This window comes from Campylobacter sp. (assembly GCF_052169515.1).
Classification (GTDB): Bacteria; Campylobacterota; Campylobacteria; order Campylobacterales; family Campylobacteraceae; genus Campylobacter_A.
Genome location: NZ_JBQNCH010000006.1, coordinates 71183 through 96539 on the forward strand (window position 1 = coordinate 71183; position 25357 = coordinate 96539).

The window sequence follows — 25357 nt, forward strand, 5'->3', positions numbered from 1 at the left end:
GTGGAAATTTCACACGTTAGCACATTTAAAGTGGCGTTTTTTGACGTTGATAGCATGGAGGTGATGTGGCATGGCAACTACGTCAAGTACCTAGAAATGGCGCGATGCGAGCTACTTGACAAGCTAGGGTACAACTACATCGCTATGAAAAAAGATGGTTACGCATTTCCTATCGTAAAGCTTGACGTAAAGTACGTCCGCCCAGCCTTTTTTAACGACGTTATAAAGGTCACGACGACGCTTAGCGAGTGCGAAACATTTTTGAAATTTCACTACCTTATAGAAAATGAAAAGGGCGAAAAACTAAGCGAGGCAAATACAGCCCAAGCAGTCATCGACATGAAGAGCTTGCAAACTTACTTTGAGATGCCTGAAGCCCTAAAAAAGGCGATCGAAGCTTATAATAAAAAGGAGAAAATATGAGAAAAATAGCTCTTTTTTTAGCCATTTTTATATCTTGCTTTGGCTATGAGCTAGCTGAGCTTAAAAATATGGTAAAAACTGATGGCGTAAGCGGAAATTTCACGCAAACAAAGAGCCTGGTTGGCTTTAACAAAAACATAAAAAGCTCGGGCGAGTTTAGACTAGAAAATGGCGGTCTTTACTGGGATGCTCTAGAGCCCGTCGTCTCAAAGGTTTTTATAAACAAAGATGGCATTTTTAAAAACGAAAATGGTAAGCTTGAAAAGACGACAGCAAATTTTGATGAAAAGCTCTTTCTTGCCATTATCAGCCTCGATGAGAGCGAGCTTAGGAAAGAATTTGATATAAAAACAGGCGGTAGCCTAAAGGAGTGGAGCATAGAGCTAAGTCCTAAAAATTTACTCTTTAAGCAAATTTTTAAATCCATAAAGATAAGCGGCGATGAGGCGGTAAAAAAGATCGAGCTTGACGAGGTAAGCGGCGATAAAACGATAAACGAGTTTAGTATAAAATGAAAAAACTAGCCACGATCTTGGCTTTTATCTTTGTCTTTTTAGCCTCGCTTGGATATTCGCTTGCGAGCCTAAAAAACGTCCAAACAGATATCTTTTCACTAATAAATTTCAAAGACGCCAAAGAGGCAAAGGTGCTAAAAGAGGTGCAAGATGAGATGGCGTCAAATTTTTTAGTACTGGTAAATTCTAAAGAGCTGGCCAAAAATGTGCAAAATTTAGCTCTCAAAAGCTCGCTTTTTAAGAGCTTTGAGGCGAAACTAGATATAAATTTAAATGATATAAAAAGTGATATAAACCGCTCAAAGATCGCACTTTTAAGTAGGGCTGATCTGGAGCTTTTAAAAAACGATAAAAACACCTTTTTTAAAAAGCGAGCAGAGGAAATTTTTAACAGTTTTAGCTTTAGGCTTTTAAAGATAAAAGATGATTTTTTCTCACTAAGCAGTGGTTTTAGTGTAAAAAATGGCAATGTGAGCTTAAATTTAGCTGAGCTCATGCTCGAGGTAAAGGACGGAGAAAAGAGCTTTTTCTTGCTAAAAGGCGAGCTAAAAAGTGGCGCTTCTAGTGAGGGGCTAATAAATTTTTATAACGAGCTAAATGCGCTAAAAATAGGGCAAAACGAGCTTTTTGTGCACTCAAGTGCTCTCTATCAGGCATTTTCAAAGCAAAAAAACGAGAGCGAGAGCCTTTATATGAGCGCGGTCTCGCTTAGCCTCACTGCTATATTTTTGATGCTTGCTTTTAGAAATTTACGCATTTTTTATGTGATATTTATCGCTGCATTTGGCTTTAGCGTGGCATTTGCAGGCACTTTACTCTGCCTTGGCGAGCTAAACATCCTTACTATTTTAATAAGCACGAGCCTCATTGGACTTATGTTTGACTATGTCTTGCACTGGCTTAGCAAAAACGAGGGCGAAGCTATTAGAGCTAGCAGCATAAAAAATATGCTAAAAATTTTCTTGCTAGGCCTTCTTATCACGCTTAGTGGCTATCTAGTTTTTACATTTTCTGATCTTAGGCTACTTAAAGAAGTGGCGCTCTTTTCGGCATTTGCGCTCGTTGCTGCGTTTTTGGCTAGCTACTTTTTCATGCCTTTGGTTTTTGAAGGGGTTAAATTTTATAGATCAAAGGTATTTGATGCCTTTTTAACTAAATTTTGCGAGCTCTCAGACTTGGTCGCAAGGCATTTGGGGGCTAAATTTCTAGCTATTTCTCTTGTTTTACTAGCTATTTTTCTTGGATTTGACCTTAAAAATTTATCAAAAACCGAAAACGTAAAAGACTACTCAAATATGCCAAAGAGCCTGCTAGCGGACTCTTCTTATATATTAAGCTTAACTGGTAACAACCAAAATACTATGATCGTGACAAGATCTAGTGGTGACATTTTGGGCTATGAAAAGAGACTTTTAGACGAGCTAAAAAAGAGAAATTTGATAAAAGATGAGAGCTCACTAAGCGATATATTTTTAAGTAAAAGCGAGCAGCGGCAGCTAAAAGAGGCCTTTAAAAAGGCGCTTGATGATGAGCAAATTTATGTGATTTATGAGAAATTTGGCTTCAGCAAAGATGAGATACGAAGTGAAATTTTAAAGGTTTTAAGCCAAAAAGAGCTTGGCGTGAGTGAAATTTTGGCTCTAAAATCAATGAAGGATTTTAAAAAATTTGCCCTTGATGAAAATTTGATCGTAGCCTATGTGAGCGGCTTTGTAAAAGGCTCGGCAAGCGATGAGGTGCTAGCTCACAACAATGCTTTTAGCCTAAATTTTGCTGACTCGCTAAATGAGAGTCTAACTCGGGCAAAAGAGCTTGCTCTAAAGCTAAAAATGACAGCGCTTGTGGTCGCGTTTTTACTACTATGGTTTTATTTTAGTGCACTTGTCTCGGCGCTTGTCATGGGTGTCATCATCTTTGGCGTACTTCTTACACTTTTTATCTTTGCCATTTTTGGTGTAAATTTAAGCATTTTTGGTGTCTTTGGGCTCATCCTTGCAAGCGCTGTGGGGATTGATTACATGATATTTGCACTAAATGAGAGCCTTAGCGAAAAAGAGCGAATTTATGGGATATTTTGCGCATTTCTCACGAGTTTTATCTCGTTTTTTACTCTCTCTTTTAGCTCCACGGCTGCCCTTAGCGTCTTTGGACTAAGTGTTAGCCTTTGCGTGCTGATATATGGGGTATGTGCTAGCGTTTTATCTTGTAAAACGATAAAAATTTAGCTTTAAATTTGTAAAGCCTAAGCATTTTTGGCTTTGTGTAGTATCTATTGTTTTGCTACGGTTAATTTTGTTGTTGCCTGCAATCTTATTTTGGATTTTTTGAGTAAAACGAAGTTGTATTTTTTGTCCTATATTTTTAGTAGAGCTATGATGAGCTGGCTATTGATTTTGTATAGCTGTATTTTACTTTGCCAGCTATTTGACAAAGTAAAAAATTATCAAAAAAATATCTCACTTTTTAGGCGAAATAGGCATAAATAGGCGCTTAGCACGCTTTGCTCTCTTATGTAGTTGCGATCTCCTTTTAAAAGAAGCCTCTCAATCTCGGTGTTGCCGTTTTTATCGCCAGCTGCGACGTAGACCGTGCCAACTGGCTTACTATCCGTTCCACCACCAGGTCCAGCTATACCGCTAATAGCAAGTACAAAGTCCGCATTTGTATTGCTTAGCGTGCCTTTTACCATCGCTTTTACGCAGGGTTCACTCACGGCGCCATAGGTATCTAAAATTTCATCCTCAACGCCCAGCCACTCGTGCTTTATGTGGTTTGCATAGGTCACTAGTGAGCCATCAAAACTAGCTGAGACGCCACCATACCTTGCAAATTTCGCTGCTGCAAGCCCAGCCGTGCAAGACTCGGCAAATGAAATTTTTAACCCTTTTTGCATAAGTTTGTTTGCCACGAAGGCAATCACATCTTTTTGTGGGATAAATTTTTGTGAAAATAGCGTTTTTACCCCTTGTAAAAAGCTCTCGATCTGGCCAAATTTATTACTTTTTGCTTTGATTAGTATCAAATTTGGTAGGATCTGCGCAAGGGTTATATCGACCTCGTAAGTTTTAGCAAGTGGCAGCATAAGGATCCTCGCGCTATCTACGTCGATGTCTATTAGATGAAAGTAGCTAAAATCGGGCTTAAGATCAATTAAAAACTCGCCGAGTTCTTCATTTGGATTAGCTTTTATGAGATTTATTTGAGCGTTATTTAGCTTGACTAAAAAGCTATTTTTTGAGTAGTCTAAGCTATCTTTAAGTGCAAGTGTCGTGCTATCTTTTAGCTCGAGTGAGCCTCCAGTTAGAGTGGCTATAATCTTTGCAGCGATGGCAAAATTTTCATCCGAGCCAAAAATACTTACAAAGTCGTAATCTTTTGATAAATTTTCGATGATAAAAGGTAGCTCTTTGCTATTTTTTGGAGCAAAACTTACCACTCCAAGCTCACCAAAATGATCCTCGTAACTTTGAAAAATGTAGTTTAGAAATTCTCTATTTATCTCAAGATCTTCGCCTATTATCAAGATACTTTGTCTCATTTTTAAGCTCCTTTTTTTGCCTCATTATACTATTTTTCAGTGTGATTTAACCAGCACAGGTGTAAAATTAGCAAATTTTAAAATCAAGGTAAAAAATGGACTACAAAGAGACACTTTTACTCCCAGAGACAAATTTCCCAATGCGCGGAAATCTTCCACAAAATGAACCACAAAGACTAAAATCATGGTACGAAGACCGCAAGGTTTACGAAAAAATGAAGAAAAACCGCCAAAATGTGGCTAAAAATTTTAACATCCACGACGGCCCTCCGTATGCAAACGGACACCTACACATCGGACATGCGTTAAATAAAATTTTAAAAGACATTATCACAAAGACACACTATTTTTACGGCGAAAACGTTCGCTACGTGCCAGGCTGGGACTGCCACGGCTTGCCGATAGAACAACAAGTCGAAGTGAAGCTTGGCGATAAGAAAAAAGAGCTTAGCAAGGTTGAGATAAGAGAGCTTTGCAGGCAACATGCGAGAGAATTTATAGATATTCAGCGCGATGAGTTTAAGAGCCTTGGCATCATCGGCGACTTTGAAAATCCATACATGACGATGAAATTTGAGTTTGAGGCTGACATCTACAAGGCACTTTGCGAGATCGCTAAAAAGGGCCTTTTGGTAGAGCGAAGCAAGCCAGTTTATTGGAGCTGGGCAGCTAGATCAGCACTAGCTGAAGCTGAGGTCGAGTACGAGGAAAAAGAGGACTACTCTATTTACGTAGCCTTTGAGCTTGATAACGACGCACTAGAAAAACTTGGCGTAAAAGAGGCGAGCGCTGTCATCTGGACGACCACGCCTTGGACACTTCCAGCAAATCAAGCCATAAGCCTAAATCCAGATGAAATTTACGTCCTAACAGCTGAAAATTTGATCTTTGCAAAGCCTCTACTTGAGAGTATCGTGCAAAGCGGCCTAAGCAAGGGCGAGGTCAAAAAAGAGTTTAAAGCAAGTCTGCTTGAAAACACTCACGCGCTCAATCCACTAAACGGCAGAAAGTCGCAATTTTTACTAGGCGATCACGTAATGATGGACGGCGGTACTGGACTTGTTCACACAGCGCCAGGACACGGCGAGGACGACTACTACGTATGTTTGAAATATGGCTTTAGCGAAATTTTGATGCCAGTTGATGATGGTGGTTGCTACGATGAGAGCTTGAAACATCACGGACTATTTAGAAGTGACGTGGTAGACGAGTTTGTCGGTATGCACATCTTTAAAGCAAATGAGAAAATTTTAGAGCTACTTGGCAAAAATCTACTTAGCGTTTCTAAATTTAGACACTCTTATCCATTCTGCTGGAGAACGCACAAGCCTGTTATTTACAGAGCTACAAAGCAGTGGTTCATCGCTATGGACGAGCCAAAACTAGGTGGCAAGACGCTTAGACAAACAGCACGTGCGGAGCTTGAAAAGGTTAAATTTTACCCAAGCGTGGGCATAAAAAGAATAGGCTCGATGATAGAAAATCGCCCAGATTGGTGTATCTCTCGTCAGCGTGACTGGGGCGTGCCGATCGCGTTTTTCAGAGATAAAGCGACAAAAGAAGTTATATTTGATAGTGAAATTTTAGACCACATCGCAGGCATCTTTAAAGAAAAAGGCGCTGATGCGTGGTGGGCACTAAGTATTGATGAGCTCTTGCCAAAAGGCTCAAAATACAAAGCTGAAAATTTAGAAAAAGTGATGGATATCCTTGACGTTTGGTTTGATAGCGGCTCGACTTGGCATGCGGTCTTGCAAAGCGACAACTACGACGCTGGCAAATACCCTTCAAGCATGTATCTAGAGGGCTCAGACCAGCACCGCGGCTGGTTTCAAAGCTCGCTTTTAGTAAGCACAGCCGTAAATTCTCACGCACCTTATGAGAGCATATTAACTCATGGCTTTACAGTCGATGCTAAGGGTGAGAAGATGAGTAAGAGCAAGGGCAATGTCATCGCTCCACAAGATGTGGCTAAGACTCATGGCGTGGAAATTTTACGCCTTTGGGTTGGCATGAGTGATTATTCAAGCGACCTAAAAATAAGTGAAGATATCTTAAAACAAATCAGCGAACAATACCGCAAAATTCGCAACACTATACGCTTCTTGCTAGCAAACGTAAATGACCTTGAGAGCCTAAATACAGAGTTTAATATCCTTGATAAATGGATATTAGTGCGTGCTAAAAAAGTCTTTGACGAGGCGAGTGCTTGCTTTAGAAATTACGACTTTTCAAAGGGTTTTAACATCCTTTTAAATTTTCTATCAGCCGATCTTAGCGGCGTATATCTTGACGTTTGCAAAGATAGACTCTACTGCGACGCAAAAGACGCCCCAAGAAGAAGATCAGCCCAAAGCGCAATGGCGATCATCACAAAGACACTACTTCCACTCATCGCTCCAACGCTTACTTACACCGTTGATGAGGTGATGGACTATGCTCCAAAGATCATCAAAGGCGAGACAAAAGACGCATTTGACTTAGTCTATGAGCCGATCAAGTTTGACTTTAGCTTTGAAGATGAGCTGCTTTTTGCCTGCAGGGAGAAATTTAACGAGATCGTAGACGTTCTTAAAAAAGAGAAGAAGATAAAATCAACTCTAGAGCTAAGCTTGGAGACTACAAATCACAACATCACAAGCTACGACGAGCGTGAAGTAGCCGATCTTTACATGGTAAGCTCGGTCAGGGCCTATGACGACAGCGAGCCTTTGGTAGAGTTTGAGCTTGAGGGTGATAAATTTAAGATCATGGCAAGCGAGCTTCATAAATGCCCAAGATGCTGGAAATTTAACGCTAGCAAAGAAGACGCACTTTGCCCAAGATGCGAAGAGGTCATAAGTGCTAAGTGAGCCAGTAAGCGTAAGTATCATAGTAGCAACGATCGCTGTAGTGGTCGTTGTTAGCTTGTTTGGCATATTTTTGGTTAATAAATTTAAAGGATAAAAATAGTGGTAACTTTAAAAGAAGCTTTAAAATTTTCAGCTGAAGAGATAAAAAATTTAAGAGCCGAGCTTGAGGCGAAGATCATAAAAGAAAAAGAACTTGGTGCCTATGTCGAGCAGCTAGCAAATTTAGAGATCGCAAAACTAGGCGAGGGCGTGCCTATCGCTATAAAAGACAACATCCAAGTAAAAGGCTGGAACGTAACAAGTGCCTCAAAAATTTTACAAGGCTACGTAGCACCTTATAACGCAACTGTCATCGAAAAGCTACTTGGTAAAAATTTAGCTCCATTTGGCCGCACAAATATGGACGAATTTGCGATGGGAAGCACGACTGAAAGCTCATTTTACGGCAAAACACTAAACCCACTAAATCACGCTCATGTCCCAGGCGGCAGTAGCGGTGGCTCAGCAGCAGCAGTCGCAGCTGGTCTTGCAGTAGCTGCACTTGGTAGCGATACTGGTGGCTCGATCCGCCAGCCAGCGGCATTTTGCGGATGTGTAGGCTTTAAACCAACCTACGGCAGAGTGAGTAGATATGGCCTTGGCGCATATTCAAGCAGCCTTGATCAGATAGGGCCGATCACTCAAAATGTAGAAGATGCTGCCATTTTATATGACATCATCGCAGGACACGACGAAAAAGATAGCACGAGTGCAGATGTACCTTTTGCTAGCATTAGTGACAAGATAGATAGCGAGAAGAAGCTAAAAATTTGCGTTGTTAAAAACTACGTCGAAAATGCAAGTGAACAGACAAAAGTCGCTTTAAATTTAGCCATTGAAAAGCTAAAATCACACGGTCACAGCGTAACTTATACAAATTTTGAAGACTCAAAATATGACGTCGCAACCTACTACATAATAGCAACTGCAGAGGCAAGCGCAAATTTAAGCCGCTACGATGGCGTAAGATACGGCAGACGCGCAGATGCTAAAAATTTAAAAGAGCTATATATAAACTCACGCTCTGAGGGTTTTGGTGAAGAGGTAAAAAGAAGAATTTTACTTGGTACGTTTGTATTAAGTAGCGGATATTACGATGCTTATTACATCAAAGCGCAAAAAGCAAGAGCACATATAAAAGCTCAATACGAGAGAATTTTAGAAGAAAACGACCTTATATTTATGCCAGTGGCTCCGAGTACAGCCTATAAATTTGGAGCCCACAGTGATCCACTACAAGCATATCTAAGCGATATTTACACTATCAGCGTAAATTTAGCAGGCCTTCCAGCTATCTCTGTACCAGTTGGCAAAGATGATCTAAATCTAAACATAAGCGCTCAGCTAATCGCTAAAGCATGGGATGAACAGACCTTGATAAATGGTGCCAAGAGCCTAGAAAATTTAATAAAAGGATAAAAATATGAAGATAGTAAAGAGAGCTTTAACATTTGAGGATGTGCTTCTTGTGCCTCAGTACTCTGAGATCTTACCAAAGCAAGTAAATGTTGCAAGCAGGATCAGCAAAAACGTCACTCTAAATATCCCAGTGGTCTCTGCTGCGATGGATACGGTGACTGAGCACAGAACTGCTATTATGATGGCAAGGCTTGGCGGTATCGGCGTAATACATAAAAATATGGACATCGAAAGCCAAGCAAAAGAGGTCAAGCGTGTTAAAAAAAGCGAAAGCGGTGTCATCATAGATCCTATCTTCATACATCCAGAAGCGACTGTGGCCGAAGCTCTAAGTCTTATGGCTGATCTTCATATTTCAGGCGTTCCAGTCATCGACAAAGACCGCAAGCTGATAGGAATTTTGACAAATCGCGATCTTAGATTTGAAACAAATATGAGCACTTTAGTAAAAGACCGTATGACAAAAGCACCACTCATCACTGCACCAAAAGGTTGCACACTTGATGATGCGGAGAAAATTTTCTCTCAAAACAGAGTTGAGAAGCTGCCTATCGTCGATAAAGATGGCAGACTTGATGGGCTTATCACCATAAAAGATCTAAAAAAACGCAAAGAGTATCCAAATGCAAACAAAGATAGCTACGGCAGACTTCGCGTGGCAGCGGCTATTGGTGTGGGTCAGATTGACCGCGCTAAAGCACTTGTTGATGCTGGTGTAGACGTCATTGTCATCGACTCGGCTCACGGCCACTCAAAGGGTATCATCGACACTTTAAAAGAGGTAAAGGCAAATTTTAAAGTTGACGTCGTAGCTGGCAATATCGCAAATCCAGCAGCTGTAAAAGACCTAGCAGAAGCCGGAGCTGACGGCATAAAAGTAGGCATCGGACCAGGATCTATTTGTACTACAAGGATCGTTGCGGGTGTTGGTGTACCACAAATTTCTGCGATTGATGAATGTGCAAGCGAAGCAGCAAAATACGGCATCCCAGTTATCGCAGATGGCGGTTTAAAATACTCAGGCGACGTGGCAAAAGCCCTTGCGGCAGGTGCAGCATGCGTCATGGCAGGTAGCTTGCTAGCAGGCTGCGAAGAGAGTCCAGGCGAGCTAATCACATTCCAAGGTCGCCAGTACAAAGTCTACCGCGGCATGGGCTCGATAGGCGCTATGACAAAGGGTAGCTCGGACCGCTACTTCCAAGAGGGCACTGCTCAAGACAAGCTTGTACCTGAAGGCATCGAGGGTCGTGTGCCATTTGCTGGCAGCATAAAAGATGTGATACACCAGCTAATAGGCGGCCTAAGAAGCGCGATGGGTTATGTCGGTGCAAAAGATATCCCAACTCTTCAAGAAAAAGCTGAATTTGTCGAGATAACAAGCGCTGGACTAAAAGAGAGCCACGTCCACGACGTAGTTATCACTCACGAGGCACCAAACTACAAAGTCAATTAGTGTTAAATCTGCAAACTAGAACTATTAAATTTAACGAGCCACTCTATCTTGAGAGTGGCCGTATGCTATCAAATTTTAAGCTTATTTATGAGACTTACGGCACGTTAAATGCTGATAAAAGCAACGTTATAGTCATTTGCCACGCCCTAACTGGCTCGCACCACGCAGCTGGCACCTACGCAGATGATGAGAAAGCTGGCTGGTGGGACGGGCTAATAGGCAGCAAAAAGGCGGTTGATACGGATAAATTTTACGTTATCTGTGTAAATATCCTGGGATCGTGCTTTGGCTCGACTTCGCCGCTAAGCGTGGATAGAAGTAGTGGCAAAGAGTATAGGTTAAATTTCCCTGTCCTTGCCATAAGCGATGTGGTAAAGGCGCAAATGAGGCTATTTAGCGAGCTTGGTATTACAAAAGCAAGAGCTGTGATCGGCGGCAGTCTTGGCGGTATGCAGGCACTTTGCTATGCTATCGAGTTTCCAGAATTTGCGCAGGATATCATAATGCTAGCAAGTACCTATCAGACCAAGCCATGGGCGATAGCGTTTAATAAAATAGCCATCGAAGCCATTTTAAACGATGAAAATTTCAAAAATGGCGAATACGACGTGGAATTTATAAGAAAAAATGGGCTAAAGGGTATGGCTTATGGTAGGATGGCAGGGCACATCAGCTTTTTAAGCCCTGATAGCATGGATGAGAAATTTGGACGAAACTACGTAGAAACTGACGGTCTTTACGAGCTTTCTGGGCGCTTTCAGGTGGACCGCTACATGGAGTACAACGGCTACAACTTCCCAAAGAGGTTTGATCCGCTAAGCTACCTATATATCGTAAAAATGATGAACATCTTTGACTGCACAAGGCACTATGACAACCTAAAAGACGCCCTTGCGCCGATTAAGGCAAATTTGCATCTAGTCGCTTTTAAAGGCGATCTGCTCTTTCCGCCAAGCTGCATGAGAGAAATTTACGACGCACTTTGCGAGATGGGCAGAGGCGCAAAGACAAATTTCATAGAGATAGATAGCAACTACGGCCACGACGCATTTTTGGTCGAGATAGAAAAATTTGATGGATATATAAAAAATATATTAAAAGGATAGAAAATGGAGCAAAAAGAGCAAAGCTTTGAAGAAAAATTAGCCCTAGCAGATAAAATTTTAAACGACCTAAATAAAGATGATGTAAGCCTAGAAAATAGCATAAAGCTGCACGAGCAGGGCAAAAAGCTCTTAAATGAAGCAAGAGAAATTTTAGAAAATGCAAAACTTAGCATAAAGCAGGTGGACGATGAGTAGAATTTGTGCTCTTCAGCTACCAACTCAGCCGCTAAGCGAGGCAAGGCTTGATTATTATCTAAAAATTTGTGCTGACGAAAATGCAAGACTTGTTGTGCTTGGTGAATATGTGCTAAATAGCTTTTTTAAAGAGCTCATTAGTATGCCAAAAAGCCTTATAAAAGAGCAAAGCGAGCGCAAAAAAGAGGCTCTTTTTGCAATGGCAAAAAAGTATGATCTAAATATCGTTGCACCCATTGTAAATCTAAAAGGCAAGGAAATTTTTAAAAGTCTAGCCAAATTTACCTCAACACAAGTCAAGCTATATGATCAGCAAATTCTCATGCCTTACGCTCACTGGAATGAGGCTAAATTCTTTAATAACACAAGCGATGAGCTAAATTTACCTATCTTTACATATGATAAATTTAAAGTAGGCGTTATGTTTGGCTATGAGGCGCACTTTGACATTTGCTGGGCCTATATGAGCGCTAAAAAGGTCGATATCGTGCTCGTGCCAACGGCTTGTACATTTTTTTCTCAGGCGCGCTGGGAGGAGCTTTTAAAGGTTAGAGCCTTTACAAACAACGTCTATGTGCTCCGCGTAAACCGCGTAGGAAGCCATAAAAGTGATGATACGCAGTGGAGCTTTTACGGCGATTCGATGCTTATTAATCCGTTTGGCGAAGTTAAAAATAGACTTGGTAAAAATGAAGAGATGATGATAGATGAGCTTAGCAAAAAGGAGCTTAGCGAGGCTAGAAGCACTTGGGGCTTTATGCATATAGAGGCTAAATTTAAAAGATAAAAGAAGGCCGTAACTGGATAGGAAAGTGAGCTTAGCAAGAGTGAGCGCTCTTTAAAGGAATTTTGGAGTGAATTTTGAAACGAAGTGACGTTGAGAGATATATAAAAGAGAAATTTGACGTTTTAGGCGAGCAAATTTTCCCAAAATATCCAAAATTTAGCGCCTTTCGTCACAAGAAAAATGAGAAGTGGTTCGCGCTACTTATGCAGATAAGCGCTAGCAAGCTTGGGTTACAAAATGACGAGATGATAGATGTTTTAAATTTAAAATGCCATCCAGATCTAGCGATGGTACTAGTTGATGAGCAGCAAATTTTTAAAGCCTATCACATGAATAAAAAGCACTGGATAAGTGTAAATTTAGACTCCAAAATCTCACAAAAAACCGTTTTTGACCTGATAGATGAAAGCTTTGAGCTAAGCAAATAAAAGCCATTTTTCAGCCTTAAATTTAGTAGTTTTTGTTAAAATCACGAAAAAATTTAAGGATAAAATTTGCAAGAGCTAAACAATGAGATCAAAAAAGTCCATTTCATAGGCATCGGCGGCATAGGTATCTCAGCCATCGCTAGATTTTTACACGAAAAAGGCCACAAGATAAGCGGTAGCGACATCAAAGAGAGCAAGACGACGTTAGAGCTTCAAAATGAGGGCATCAAGGTCATCACGCCACACTGTAAAGAGGCGATAAAAGACCAAGACTTTGTGGTCTACTCGGCCGCGATAAAAGAGGATAATATCGAGCTAGTGGAGGCCAGAAATAAGGGCATAAAGTGCTTTTCTAGAAAGGAAATTTTACCTTATGTGCTTGAGGATAAGTGCGTTTTTGCAGTAGCTGGTGCACACGGTAAGAGTACGACCTCTGCGATGTTAGCAAGCCTAATCGAAGGCTCAGTCATCATCGGCGCCATCTCAAAGCAGTTTGGCTCAAATATGCGCTACGCCAAAAGCGACAACGTCGTATTTGAGGCTGATGAGAGCGACTCAAGCTTTCTAAACTCAAACCCATATCTAGCCATCGTCACAAACGCAGAACCAGAGCACATGGAACACTACGACTACGATCTAGCTAAATTTTACGCAGCCTACAAGGGCTTTTTGGAGCGCGCAAAGGTTAGAGTGATAAACGCTGAGGATGAGTTTTTAAGCACGCTTAAGCTTGATGCTATTAGACTCTTTCCAAACACTGATATCACCGAGCTTACGATGGTTGTAAGAGACTATCAACCATACACCAGTTTTAATCTTAAAAATTTAGGCAAATTTGAAGCCTTTGGTATGGGCGAGCACATCGCTATAGATGCCTCTTTGGCCATTCTTGCTGCGATGCACGAGACGCCGCTAAAAGATATCAGAGAAAATTTACTAAATTTTAAAGGCATAAAAAAGCGTTTTGACATACTTTGTGCAAACAAAAATTTCGTCCTAATAGACGACTACGCGCACCATCCAACCGAGATAAAAGCGACTCTAAAATCTGTCTTTGAATACGCCAAAATTTTAGGCATAAACAGCGTCACAGCAATATTTCAGCCGCACCGCTACACAAGGCTTAGCGCAAATTTAGCTGGCTTTAAAGAGTGTTTTAAAGGTGTTGATGAGCTTGTTATCTTGCCAGTTTATGCAGCCGGTGAAAATCCGATCGAGGTTGATATGAAGAGCGAATTTAGCGAGTATAACCCGATCTTTACAGATAAGGTCGAGCGAGTCGAGGACGGCATCGAATTTACAGATGAATTTGGCGTGAAAAACCGCCTAAGTGACGGCATCGTAGTTGGTTTTGGAGCGGGCGATATCAGCGTGCAGCTAAGAGGCGGCTACTAATGGATCTAAGTAGCTTCAAGCACCAAGATGAAAATGAAATTTTAAAAGAGATAAAAGAAAAAGAGCTAAGTGGTGATGAAATTTCAAGCCTTATAAATTTAGGTAAAAAAGATATCTTGATCGCGCTTGCAAGGGAGCAAAAACTAAGTAGTGCTCAGATAAAAGATATGTTGCCAAATGCCTCGTATATGGCTGTTTGCTTGCTAGTTGAAAAACAAGATATCAGTGAGGTTATGGCAGAAATTTTAGAAAAGATCAAGCCACATCCAGAAATTTATAAAGAGCTAATCGCAAAATATAAAGGCATAAAATGGTAAGAAATTTGATAATAATCGCCGGTGTGATGCTGCTTTTTGGAGCGATCTGGGCGATAAAAGATGAAAAGATAAACAAAAAAACAAAGGCTATTGTTAGTGCTATTTTGCTCGCAGTGCTTGTTTGTGGTTATATTTATGAGAGCAATTTGTCAAGAAATGAAGATGCTATTTCAAAGTTAGTTAGTGATTTTAAACAGGGCAAAACTCTAAAATGTGGCGACTATAATGTGAGCAATAAAAAATTTAACTACGAATTTGGCACGGCATCATTTTTGCCAAAACGAGAATTTAACGAATTTTCAGGCGTGATTGTGCCTATAAAGAGTTGCGAACAATGACTCAAGATATATTTGCAAAGCTCGATCTAAACGAGTATTTGGATAAATTTCACTCCTTTTTAGCAAGGCAAAAACCGCTATTTTTACAAGGCGACAGCAAAATTCACTTTGAAAACATAAACGAGCTTTCAAAGTATGACTTCAAGGCACCTGACGAGATAAAAAACCTAGATGATGCGTTAATTAGACTTAGCAAGCAAGCGGTGCTTCACATCAGTGAAATCTACGAGTTTGCAAAGATCATTCAGTATTTTTCATATCTAAAAAAGCAAAAATTTGAAGGCAGGCTTGGCGAGTGGATCGCAAAGGTAGAAATTCCTGAGGCGATGAGCACTTTGGCAAACAGCTTTGATGAAAACGGCGAGTTTAGTGACAGCGTGGACGAGAGATTTCACGCGATAAAGCAGGCGTTTAGTGAGAAAAAGCGCCAGATAGATGCCGAGCTTAAAAAGCTTATTTACTCAAAGCATATTACACCATATCTAGTTGATACCCAGACGCACTATATCAACTCGCAAGAGGCACTTTTGGTGCGTGGCGGCTTTAATCACGCCCTAAAAGGCACTGTGATCGCTAGAAGCTCAGGCGGCTACTTCTATGTAGCTCCTGCAAGCACCGAGCGCCTCAAAAAGGAGCAAAGCGAGCTGCTTGATAGAAAAGAGGAGATCGTTTTTGAGCACTGCAAGAAATTTAGCCTGCAGATGAACAAGAGCCTGCTCTTTTTGAAATTTATAAATAACGCATTTGATCAGTTTGACGCGTATCAAGCACGCGTAAATTTGGCTAGGTCACGTGATTATGAGTTTGTTTTACCAAATAGCTCGCATGTCATAAAGCTTGAGAAATTTGCCCATCCAGCACTTAAAAATCCAAAAAGTGTGAGCGTGGACTTTAGCAAAAAGGTACTTTTGATAACCGGCGTAAATGCTGGCGGAAAGTCAATGCTTTTAAAATCAATCATCTCAGCTACGCTGCTTGCAAAGTATCTGCTGCCAATGCGTATCGACGCAAACCGCTCAACGATCGGCTCTTTTAAAGAATTTGATGCGATCATCGAAGATCCGCAAAGTGTGAAAAATGACATCTCGACCTTTGCTGGCAGAATGGTGCACTTTGCAAAGCTTTTTACTAAAAAGTCAATCATCATAGGCATTGATGAGATCGAGCTTGGCACCGATTTTGAGGAGGCTGCGAGCTTGTATGGTATCATGATAGAGCGACTCATTACCCAAGATATCAAAATGATCATCACAACCCACCACAAGCGCCTTGCGATGTTGCTAGCTAAAAACCCAGAAGTTGAGCTAGTGGCTGCACTTTACGATGAGGCTGCGCAAAGGCCAAAATTTGAGTTTTTAAAAGGTACGATCGGCAAGTCTTATGCCTTTGAAACGGCAGCCAGATATGGAATCTCTCAAAATTTAGTAGCACAAGCTAAGAAAATTTACGGCGAAGATAAAGAAAATTTAAACGAGATCATCACAAAGACACTAAATTTACAAACCAAGCTTGATGAAGGCATAAAAGAGGTCACGGCAAAAGAGGAGAGGCTGGAGCGTTTGCTTGAGGAGCAAAAAGAGCTAAAAGAAAAAAATGAGATCAAGCTAAATGCGACTATTTCGCGCCTGGAAAAAGAGTATTTTGAAGCGATAAACGCTGCAAAAGCGGTTATAAATTTCAAAGACATAAAAGATAAACAAAGGGCGCTAAATGTGGCAAATGAGAAAAAAGCTGCTATCGTTAAGCCTAAGAAAACTGAGCGTGAGAGCCTAAAAGTAGGCGATAGAGTGAAGTATGAAAATATCAAAGGTACGGTTTTAAGTATCTCAAAAAATGATGCAACGATCGAATCAAATGGCATAAATTTACGTGTGCCACTAGAGCTTTTAAGAAAAAATGGCAACGAAGTGGCTCTACCTAAAAAAAGTAGCGTAAGCTTAAATGTTGATAAGCCAAAGTCGGCCTCACTCTCAATTGATCTACACGGCATGAGAGCTGACGAGGCGATAGCAAAGCTTGATAAATTTATCTCAGATAGTCTTGTTATGGGATTTGATGAGGTTAGTGTATTTCACGGCATTGGCACTGGCAAACTTGCCTTTGCTGTCAAAAATTTCTTAAAAGAGCATCCAAGTGTGAAAGAGTTTTTTGACGCACCGGCAAATCAAGGTGGATACGGCGCTAAAATAGTCAGGCTTTAACTTTTTTCCAAAAGTTAAAATTTATTTTAAGGTTGATATAATCAGTGCAATTACACAAAACAAGGGAAGTAACTTTTGAGTAACAAGGACGAATTGGCAAGTAAGCACTTGAATATCACTAAGACAATTATTGTTTTGGTGTTTGTTTTGGGGAGTATTTTTTTGATCGAAAACCTAACGGTTTTTTATTTTAAATTTAATAACGCTTCTTCTGAAAATAATTTTAACCTTCGAAAAAAAGTTGACTACCTAACGCATCAATATGTTGATTATTTCAAAAATGTCAGCAAATATGACATCTCAAATTTTCAATCTTATATCAATGATAGCGCCATGGGCGATATCCTTTTGTTAAAAAACGACAATAAAAATGGATATAAAGTTGTAGCCTCTTCAGATAAAAGAATAATAAATCAAGAATTTAACGACAAAAGCTGTGGAAATATTTTTACTCATAATTTTCAAAAAGATTATTTTTGGGCAAAAATTCTACCAGAAAATGCTGCTCAAGTTTGTATGTTTGTGCCGGTTGGAGAGTATATATTAGGCTTTAAAGGAAAGCTGGATCAGCGCATCACTGGTATGCATGATGAGTACTTTTTTGATTGGCTTTTAAAAAATATGGCCTTGAGTTTTATATTAAGTTTTACTGGCATAATGATCGCTCTAGCTACTTGTATATGGTATGCAGTTAAATATATAAAAGAAAAAAATAATTATGATGCATTAAAAGCAGATACTACAAAACAGATAGTTGAGCTTGGAGAAAAGCTTTATATAGATCCAATGACTGGACTTTTTAACAAATCAGCATTAATACGAGACGTTAATAGCTATAAAAATCCTAAAGTAGTGCTTATAGATATTGATGATTTTGGTAAGATGAATGACTTTTACGGCAAATTTGCGTGTGATCAGATCTTAGTCAAGATGGCTGATTTGATTAGTGAATTTGCTAAAAAAGAAAATATGAAAGCTTACTGCATAGAAGCAGATAGGTTTGCTCTAGTGGAAGATAGTGATAGTTTTATCGATAGATACGAGGATATGGTTGAAGATTTGATAGAAATTTTTAAAGGCCGTATGCTAAGCATAGTCGATGAAGACGGTAGGGAGCTAGAAGGCATCGAGATACATAATACGATAGGCTTTGCTCTTGATAGCGACCAAACTCTAAGAAAAGCAACAATAGCATTAAAAACAGCAAAAGAGCTAGACAAAGACTATGTTTGTTATTTCAAAGGGTTAAACCAAAAAGATGAATATGCGACTCAAATAGAACGCTCTAAACTCATACAATACGCTACTATAAATAACAATATAGTTCCTTATTTTCAGCCGATAGTTAATGATCAAAAGATACCTGTAAAATATGAATGCTTGATAAGAATTTTGGATAGAGGTGAAGTCATATCGCCAAATGCTTTTTTGGATATTTCAAAACGCATTAAGCGTTATGCTGATCTTGAGAAACAGCTTATTAAGAAGTGTTTTAAGCAGCTTTCAGAAGATCCAAATTTAGTGCTTTCCATAAATCTAAGCAGTAGAGACATGATCGATGGTGATGTTAGTTCGCTTGTTTTAAATTTATTAAATAAACATAATGTCGCTGGCAGGGTTGTGTTTGAGATCGTTGAAGATGAAGAGCTTAAAAATTTAGAGAGAGTTTCAAATTTTATCGAACGTGTGAAAAGCATGGGCGCAAAAATTGCCATTGATGATTTTGGCTCAGGATATTCAAATTTTTCTTACATTATAAAGATCAAGCCTGACTATGTAAAGATCGATGGCTCTATCATAAAAGATATAGATATTAACAAAGACTCACACTCAATCGCTAGTGCAATTGTGGCATTTGCAAAAGATCTTGGTATAAAAACTATTGCCGAATATGTACACTCAAAAGAGATATTTGAAATTTGTAAAGAGATCGGCATAGATGAGTTTCAGGGCTTTTATTTCGGCGCACCAGAACGTGCCAATATATAAGGTATTTTATTGGTGGCTAGCTTTTTAAAAAGCTTTTAAATTTTTGATCCATCATACCCAATGGTGCTGTAAATTTGGGGTTTGTAGCTAAATTTTTACCCAACTTTGAAGCAAAATTTATAGAAAAAACATAAAAATTGAACACTTTCTAATGTTTATGGAAAAGACGAGCATGGTATTCACTTAGTTTAAAGAAAAGCTCAAAGAAATTTCTGACAAACAAGATAGCAAAATCATGAAAAATTTAGTGACTTCGGTCACTAAAATCACCAGTGATCCGCCTATTTTAAACACAAAAGGTGGCACTAGCAATACAGAAACTTTGCCGAATTTAGTGTCATAAGCGACCATATACACGCCAAAAACTAGCGAGTTAGCGTTGATAAGACAAATAAACTCTACGAAATTTTTAAAGATCTTATATAAAATTTTAAAGCCTAATATACGTAAATTTCGCTACCTTAAAACAAAATATCCACTAAAAATTTTCTCTAACTTGATTGAAATTCACTTCAAATCGCCCCAGTTTTTAGCGATATTTAGCGATGTTTTAAGTGGCACATTTAGCGTGTAAATTTCTTCCATCGTCTTTTGTGTCGCTCTGCCAAATTCCTGTGCAAATTCATCTTTTACCTCAAAAATTAGCTCGTCATGTATCTGCAACAGCATTTTTGCATTTTCATCTAAATTTGCCCTGACTTTTACCATTGCCATCTTGACAAGATCTGCCGCAGAGCCTTGAAAGACCGTATTTACCGCCTCGCGCTCAAACATCGCTATTTGCATAGGAGTCGCACTTTTAAAGTCAAAATATCGCCTTCTGCCAAGTAGCGTCTGCACAAAGCCTTCGTTTTTAGCTGAAGTTTTTATCCCCTCTAAAAACTCTTTGATCGTCTCAAACGCCTTAAAATAGCGCTCTATATACTCTTTTGCTTCGGATCTTGTGATATTTACTTGATTTGCTAGCTTGCTTGAGCCCATGCCGTAAATAAGGCCAAAATTTATGCTCTTCGCCACGGCTCTATTTTGCCCATCACTACTGCCAAATATGCTAATAGCCGTCCTTGCGTGGATATCCTCGTCATTTTTAAACGCCTCAAGAAGCGCAGGATCTTGACTAAAGTGAGCTAACAGTCTAAGCTCGATCTGGCTGTAGTCAAGCCCCACAAAGCTATACCCCTCGCGCGCCTCAAAGCACTCTCTGACATCCTTTGCAAGGTTGCCACGAGCTGGGATATTTTGCAAATTTGGATTTTTACTTGAAAGCCTGCCAGTACTTGTGCCAGTTTGCAAAAAGCTCGTGTAAATTCGTGAGCCCTCATCCTTTTTCGCAAGTGCTAAAAGCGGCTCGCAGTAGGTACTTTGCAGTTTATATAGCTCCCTGTAGGCTAAAATTTTCTCCACCACTGGATGAGAGTCTATGAGCTCTGCTAGCACGCTTTCATCAGTACTATATCCTGTTTTTGTTTTCTTTTTGGTTGGAAGCTTTAAATGCTCAAAAAGTATGACGCCAAGCTGCTTGACTGAGTTTATGTTGAAATTTTCGCCGCTTAGCTCGTAAATTTCGCTTGTCAAAGCCTTTAGCTTGGTGTCGTTTTCAAGGATAAGTTTTTGCATTTTGGCTTCATTTATCTTGATGCCGTTTTGCTCCATGTCAAAGAGCGTGAGGATAAAAGGAAACTCATGTGTATCTGCAAGGGCTAGTAAATTTTTATCAAGCGTGTTTTGAAAAGTTTTATAAAATTTAAGCGTTATCCAAGCGTCCTCGCTCGCGTATTTAGCAGCATTTTCTAGCGGCACATCGCCAAAAGTTTGCCCCTTTTTGACCATGTCTTCAAATTTTATGGTGTCATAATCATAAAGCCTCTTTGCCAGCGCGTCCATGCCAACGCTCGAGTTTGGATCGCTAAGCCACGCAAGGATCATTGTATCTTTGAAATTTGCAGGCGGGTTTAGACCGAGGTTATTTTTAACTATCTCAAAGTCGTACTTCAAATTTTGTCCAATCACGCAACCTTTGTAAATTTGACCTATCGCCCAAGTGGCAAATTTTAGGCTAATTTGCTGCGGCACACCAAGGTAGTTGTGAGCTATCGGCACGTAGTAGGCGTCCTCATCGTTAAAGCAAAAGCTAAATCCAACGATCTTTGCACTCTTGCTATCAACACCTGTGGTCTCGGTGTCAAATGCGACGATGGTCTCTGGCGTGATGTCAGCAAGTAGCTTTTCAATATTTGCTTCATCAAGTAGTAAATTTGCCCTAAAGCCTAGTTTAAACTCGATACTTTCTTCTTTTTGCAAGCTCTTAAGAAGCCTATTTAGATCGTACTCTTTTAAAATTTCTGAGATATTTATCAAAGGATTTTGCTCTGGAAATTTCGAGTGCTCAAGGTCAAATGAACTAACTGCATCGTCAAATAGCGTGGCTAGCTTTTTGCTCAAAAATGCTTCGTCTTTTGCAGCGGCAAGCATATTTTTGGTGCGCTCGTTTCTAAGAAGGGCTAAATTTTCATAAATTCCCTCTAAGCTTCCATACTCAGCCAAAAGCTTCTTGGCCCCAACTGCGCCGATGCCTTTGACACCTGGGATGTTGTCCGAGCTATCGCCTGCGATCGCTAAGAAATCCCTTACTTGAGCCGGATAGACGCCGTATTTTTCAAAGCAGCTAGCACTGTCGTGATCGATCTTACTTTGAGGGCTGTAGATGCTTACTTTACCGTCTTCTATGAGCTGGTAGAGATCCTTGTCGTGCGTGACGATACGTACAAATATATCTTTGTCTTTGCAAAATTTAACTGCACTTGCGATGATGTCATCGGCCTCGTAGCCCTCGCGGCTAAGGCTGTAAAGTCCCATTTTTTCTATCATATCTATGCAAACTGGAAGCTGCTCTTTTAGCTGAGCTGGCGGCTCGTTTCTGTTTGCTTTGTAATCACCTAAAATTTCGTGACGCAAGGTCTTACCTTTGCTGTCAAGTGCGAAGATAAGGTAGTCGCTTTGATACTCATCCTTAAGGCTAGCTATAAAATTTGCAAAGCCACTAATCATTCCGCTTGGTTTGCCATCTCTGTTTTTAAGTCCGCTCATGGCGTAGTAGAGCCTAAAAAAGAAACCAAAAGTGTCAATAATCGTAAGTGTTTTCATTTTTATCCTTTGTGTAATTTTATGAAATTTAGGCAAAAAATAGGCTGATTTATAAAAATTTTTGATATTATGGCGGACATTACAAATAAAAAATCACAAAAATAAAAAGCTTTGAGGTCATGAAAAAAATAGTTTTTTTACGTATCAATCCAAACGCAGTCGGTGGTGCCGAACGCTATTTAAGAAGGCTTACTAAAGCCCTAAAAGACGTAGGTATAGACACATCTATACGCTCATATCTAGGAGAGGCTAGGATCTCATCATGGAAAAAGGCTTTGAGATTTAACGCACAGGTAAAACGCCAGAAACAAAGCGATGAGGTATATTTTAGCTTGGAGCGAGTAAGCTGTGCAGATATTTACAGAGCAGGGGACGGAGTGCATAAAATTTATCGTGCCACAAAGCCATTTTGGTGGGTTAATCCTCTAAATTTTGTCTATCCATATTTAGAAAAACGCTGCTTTAAAAATTCTAAAAAGATAATCGCAAATTCAAACTACATAAGAGAGCAAATCATTTCAGCTTACGGTATCGATGAGTCAAAAATAGTTACCATTTACAACGGTATAAATTTACCGCAAAAAGTGGAAAAGGGCGAAGCAAAACTTAGCGTATGCGAAGAATTTGGACTCGATTACAATTTACCAATTGTGCTTTTTGTCGGAAATGGCTTTAAAAGAAAAGGAGCAAAGGACTTTTTGCTTCTTGTCTCAAAGTTAAAAACGCCAGTAAATGCACTAATAGTAGGCAAAGATAAAAATTTAAATTCATATAAGAAGCTAGCAAAAAAGCTAAAGATAAAGGCATTTTTTACAGGTGAGCAAAAAATGACTGCAAAATTTTATGAAGCAAGTGATATTTTTATATTTCCAACGCACTATGAGCCATTTTCAAATGTCGTCTTAGAGGCACTTAGTTTTAAAAATATTGTATTTACAACCGCTCAAAATGGGGCATCTGAAATTTTAGAAAATCGTTTTGTCATGCGTGAACCAAATGATGAAAGTATACTGGAGCTAGTGGAGCAGGTGCTTAATGATAATGAGATGATGAGAGAGCTGCAAGAGAAGTCATTTTTACTTTCACAAAAATTTAGTATAGAAGAAAATGCAAGCAAAACTCTTGAAATCATAAACGAAGTGCTAAATTTGGAGCAAAAGTGAGAGTGTTTATAGAGCTTCCAACTTGGCTTGGAGATGCTGTGATGGCGAGCGCAGCGATAGAAAATTTAAGTAAAAATACTAAAAATATTGTATTTTTTGGCTCTTATGTGGCCTGCGAGCTTTATAAATCACATCCAAAGTGCGAAAAAGTAGTAATTGATGATAGTAAAAAGCAAAACTCAAGATATTTAAGCCTTATAAAAACAGCTAGAAAGCTTGGAAAATTTGATATCGCTATTAGTTTTAGAAGCTCATTTGCTAGTAAATTTTTGCTATTTTTTCTAAAAGCAACGCAAAAATTTTGCTTTAAAAAGAGTAGCGAGAGCTTGCATCAGGTGCAAAAATATCTAAAATTTGTACAGCAAAGCCTAAATTTAAAAGAAATTTCAAACGATCTAAAAATTTATTATGAGGCCCAAAAAAGCGAGCAAAAGCTCCTCGTGCTAAATCCAGGTGCTAGCTACGGAAGTGCCAAAAGGTGGTATCCACACTATTTTGCAGAGGTTGCACTTCATTTTAAAGATGAATTTGATGTAAAGATCACTGGCTCAAAAGCGGAGCTTGAAATTTGTAATGAAATCGAGCAAATACTCTTACAAAATGGTATGAAATGTGAAAATTTAGCTGGAAAAACGAGTATAAAAGAGCTTTGCGAGGTCATAGGCTCTATAAAAAATGGTATCTTTTTGACAAATGATAGCGGACCTATGCATATTGCAGCTGCCTATAAAGTGCCACTTGTGGCTCTTTTTGGACCTACTAAATTTAAAGAGACTAGCCCATGGCAAGATGAAAGTGCAAAGATAGTGCATTTAAATTTAGAGTGTATGCCATGCATGAAGCGAGTGTGTCCTATAAAAACACATGCCTGCATGAAGGAGCTTACGCCAAAAATGGTCATCACTGAAATAGAGCTGCTAAGAAAAAAATTAGAATTTTGACTTTATACAAAAAGAACGATAAATACGAAAAATATGACAAAAGATGCAACTCTTCTAAATATATTTAAAAGAAAAATTGAGATAAAATCCTAAAAGTAAAAAACTAATAGTTAATTTTAAGGAGTAAATATGCAAATCCATATCGCATACGGCAAAGACGATCACCTAAAATTAGAGATAAACGAGAAAAATTTGCTCGGTGTTTTCGATCCAAACCCCGTGGCTAAATTTGACGAAACGGCGCTCATCGCAAAGGCTCTGGCAAATCCGATAAATCAAAAAAGCTTTGACGAGTTTATAGCGGGCGATGAAAAGATCGTCATCATCGTAAATGACGGCACGAGACCTACGCCGACGGCAAAAGTTTTAAAGCAAATTTACCCAAAAATCCGCGAGAAAAATAAAATTTTCATCATCGCCACCGGCTGCCATAGAGAGGGCACGCTCGATGAGTACGAGATGATCTTTGGCAAAGAAATTTATGCTGAAATCAGCGCCAAAAACGAAGTTCACGATCACGACTCCAAGCACGACGAGATGGTATTTTTAGGCGAGAGCAAAAACGGCACGCAGATGTATCTAAACAAAATCGTAGCAGAAGCCAAAAAAGTAATCGTCATCGGCTCGGTCGAGCCGCACTATTTCGCGGGCTACACCGGCGGCAGAAAGGCCTTTTTGCCTGGCACGGCGTCTTATGAGAGCATCACGCAAAATCACAAGCTCGCCCTAAGCTCCGCTGCTCAGGCGCTGCGCCTAGAGGGCAACCCAGTACACGAGGATATGATCGACGCGATGAAAGTTCTCGCGCACATCGACGTTTTTTCGATCCAAACGGTGCTTGATAGCGAGCACGGCGTGTATTACGCGAGTGCCGGACACCTAAACGACAGCTTTTACGACTGCGTGAAAAAAGCAGACGAGGTCTTTTGCGTAAATATCCCGCGCAAGGCCGACATCGTGATCTCGGTCGCGCCATATCCGATGGACGTCGATCTCTATCAGGCGCAAAAAGCCCTAGATAACGGCAAACTAGCGCTCGCTCAGGACGGAATTTTAATCATGGTCGCAAAGTGCCGCACGGGCATCGGTCCAAAGCCGTTTTTTGATCTGATGG

At 39.8% G+C, this 25357-nt stretch carries 20 protein-coding genes; 18 read left to right on the top strand and 2 right to left on the bottom strand.

Translation table 11 applies throughout. From position 1 onward, the window contains the following. The 3 genes from ACTTKV_RS03175 to ACTTKV_RS03185 are packed head-to-tail and all read left to right on the top strand — an operon-like array spanning position 1 to position 3163. Positions 1–423: an acyl-CoA thioesterase gene (locus ACTTKV_RS03175; protein ID WP_442549204.1), complete on the top strand. Its 423-nt coding sequence runs from the start codon at positions 1–3 to the stop codon at positions 421–423. After that, positions 420–938 carry a LolA family protein gene (locus ACTTKV_RS03180; protein WP_442549205.1) on the top strand — a complete coding sequence of 173 codons (519 nt, stop codon included), beginning with the start codon at positions 420–422 and terminating at the stop codon, positions 936–938. Before ACTTKV_RS03175 ends, ACTTKV_RS03180 begins: the two co-directional genes overlap by 4 nt. After that, positions 935–3163 (top strand): hypothetical protein, encoded by a 2229-nt coding sequence (locus tag ACTTKV_RS03185; RefSeq protein WP_442549206.1) that lies wholly within the window; start codon positions 935–937, stop codon positions 3161–3163. Before ACTTKV_RS03180 ends, ACTTKV_RS03185 begins: the two co-directional genes overlap by 4 nt. 218 nt (positions 3164–3381) lie before the next feature. On the opposite strand, the gene ACTTKV_RS03190 is transcribed toward ACTTKV_RS03185, so the two are convergent. Beyond that, entirely contained in the window at positions 3382–4476 is a 1095-nt protein-coding gene (locus tag ACTTKV_RS03190) for a CinA family protein (RefSeq protein ID WP_442549207.1), read from the bottom strand. 95 nt (positions 4477–4571) lie between these two features. On the opposite strand from ACTTKV_RS03190, the gene ileS reads away from it, so the two are divergent. From ileS to ACTTKV_RS03250, 12 genes are all read left to right on the top strand, one after another. Continuing rightward, entirely contained in the window at positions 4572–7328 is a 2757-nt protein-coding gene (gene ileS / locus ACTTKV_RS03195; protein ID WP_442549208.1) for an isoleucine--tRNA ligase, read from the top strand. A gap of 99 nt (positions 7329–7427) precedes the next feature. Further along, positions 7428–8786, top strand: coding sequence for an Asp-tRNA(Asn)/Glu-tRNA(Gln) amidotransferase subunit GatA (gene gatA / locus ACTTKV_RS03200; protein WP_442549209.1), 1359 nt, complete (start codon positions 7428–7430; stop codon positions 8784–8786). A 4-nt stretch (positions 8787–8790) separates the two neighbouring features. Continuing rightward, on the top strand, positions 8791–10239 hold the full coding sequence (gene guaB, locus ACTTKV_RS03205; protein WP_442549210.1) for an IMP dehydrogenase: 1449 nt from the start codon (positions 8791–8793) through the stop codon (positions 10237–10239). After that, positions 10239–11345, top strand: a complete 1107-nt coding sequence (metX, locus tag ACTTKV_RS03210; RefSeq protein ID WP_442549211.1) for a homoserine O-acetyltransferase MetX — start codon at positions 10239–10241, stop codon at positions 11343–11345. Before guaB ends, metX begins: the two co-directional genes overlap by 1 nt. 3 nt (positions 11346–11348) lie before the next feature. Continuing rightward, positions 11349–11540: an exodeoxyribonuclease VII small subunit gene (xseB, locus tag ACTTKV_RS03215; protein WP_004317712.1), complete on the top strand. Its 192-nt coding sequence runs from the start codon at positions 11349–11351 to the stop codon at positions 11538–11540. Beyond that, entirely contained in the window at positions 11533–12327 is a 795-nt protein-coding gene (locus ACTTKV_RS03220) for a carbon-nitrogen hydrolase family protein (protein ID WP_429800624.1), read from the top strand. The genes xseB and ACTTKV_RS03220 overlap by 8 nt, the downstream gene beginning before the upstream one ends. A gap of 74 nt (positions 12328–12401) precedes the next feature. Next, complete coding sequence (locus tag ACTTKV_RS03225) at positions 12402–12755, top strand: MmcQ/YjbR family DNA-binding protein (protein ID WP_442549212.1); 354 nt, start codon at positions 12402–12404, stop codon at positions 12753–12755. Between the two features lie 87 nt (positions 12756–12842). Then, positions 12843–14150, top strand: a complete 1308-nt coding sequence (gene murC / locus ACTTKV_RS03230) for a UDP-N-acetylmuramate--L-alanine ligase (protein WP_442549221.1) — start codon at positions 12843–12845, stop codon at positions 14148–14150. Continuing rightward, on the top strand, positions 14150–14467 hold the full coding sequence (locus ACTTKV_RS03235; RefSeq protein WP_442549213.1) for a hypothetical protein: 318 nt from the start codon (positions 14150–14152) through the stop codon (positions 14465–14467). Before murC ends, ACTTKV_RS03235 begins: the two co-directional genes overlap by 1 nt. Next, a complete protein-coding gene (locus tag ACTTKV_RS03240) occupies positions 14461–14805 on the top strand; it encodes a hypothetical protein (RefSeq protein ID WP_103592941.1) in 345 nt (114 codons plus the stop codon). The genes ACTTKV_RS03235 and ACTTKV_RS03240 overlap by 7 nt, the downstream gene beginning before the upstream one ends. Continuing rightward, entirely contained in the window at positions 14802–17006 is a 2205-nt protein-coding gene (locus ACTTKV_RS03245) for an endonuclease MutS2 (protein ID WP_442549214.1), read from the top strand. Before ACTTKV_RS03240 ends, ACTTKV_RS03245 begins: the two co-directional genes overlap by 4 nt. Before the next feature lie 162 nt (positions 17007–17168). Further along, entirely contained in the window at positions 17169–18995 is a 1827-nt protein-coding gene (locus tag ACTTKV_RS03250) for an EAL domain-containing protein (protein ID WP_442549215.1), read from the top strand. Positions 18996–19502: 507 nt separating this feature from the next. On the opposite strand, the gene polA is transcribed toward ACTTKV_RS03250, so the two are convergent. Then, positions 19503–22139 (bottom strand): DNA polymerase I, encoded by a 2637-nt coding sequence (gene polA / locus ACTTKV_RS03255; RefSeq protein ID WP_442549216.1) that lies wholly within the window; start codon positions 22137–22139, stop codon positions 19503–19505. Positions 22140–22258: 119 nt separating this feature from the next. Between polA and ACTTKV_RS03260 the strand changes: the two genes are divergently transcribed. From ACTTKV_RS03260 to larA, 3 genes are all read left to right on the top strand, one after another. Next, complete coding sequence (locus ACTTKV_RS03260) at positions 22259–23302, top strand: glycosyltransferase family 4 protein (protein ID WP_442549217.1); 1044 nt, start codon at positions 22259–22261, stop codon at positions 23300–23302. Continuing rightward, positions 23299–24243: a lipopolysaccharide heptosyltransferase II gene (waaF, locus tag ACTTKV_RS03265; RefSeq protein ID WP_442549218.1), complete on the top strand. Its 945-nt coding sequence runs from the start codon at positions 23299–23301 to the stop codon at positions 24241–24243. Before ACTTKV_RS03260 ends, waaF begins: the two co-directional genes overlap by 4 nt. Before the next feature lie 129 nt (positions 24244–24372). Then, positions 24373–25357: nickel-dependent lactate racemase (larA, locus tag ACTTKV_RS03270; RefSeq protein WP_442549219.1), on the top strand; the 985-nt coding region annotated here is incomplete at its 3' end.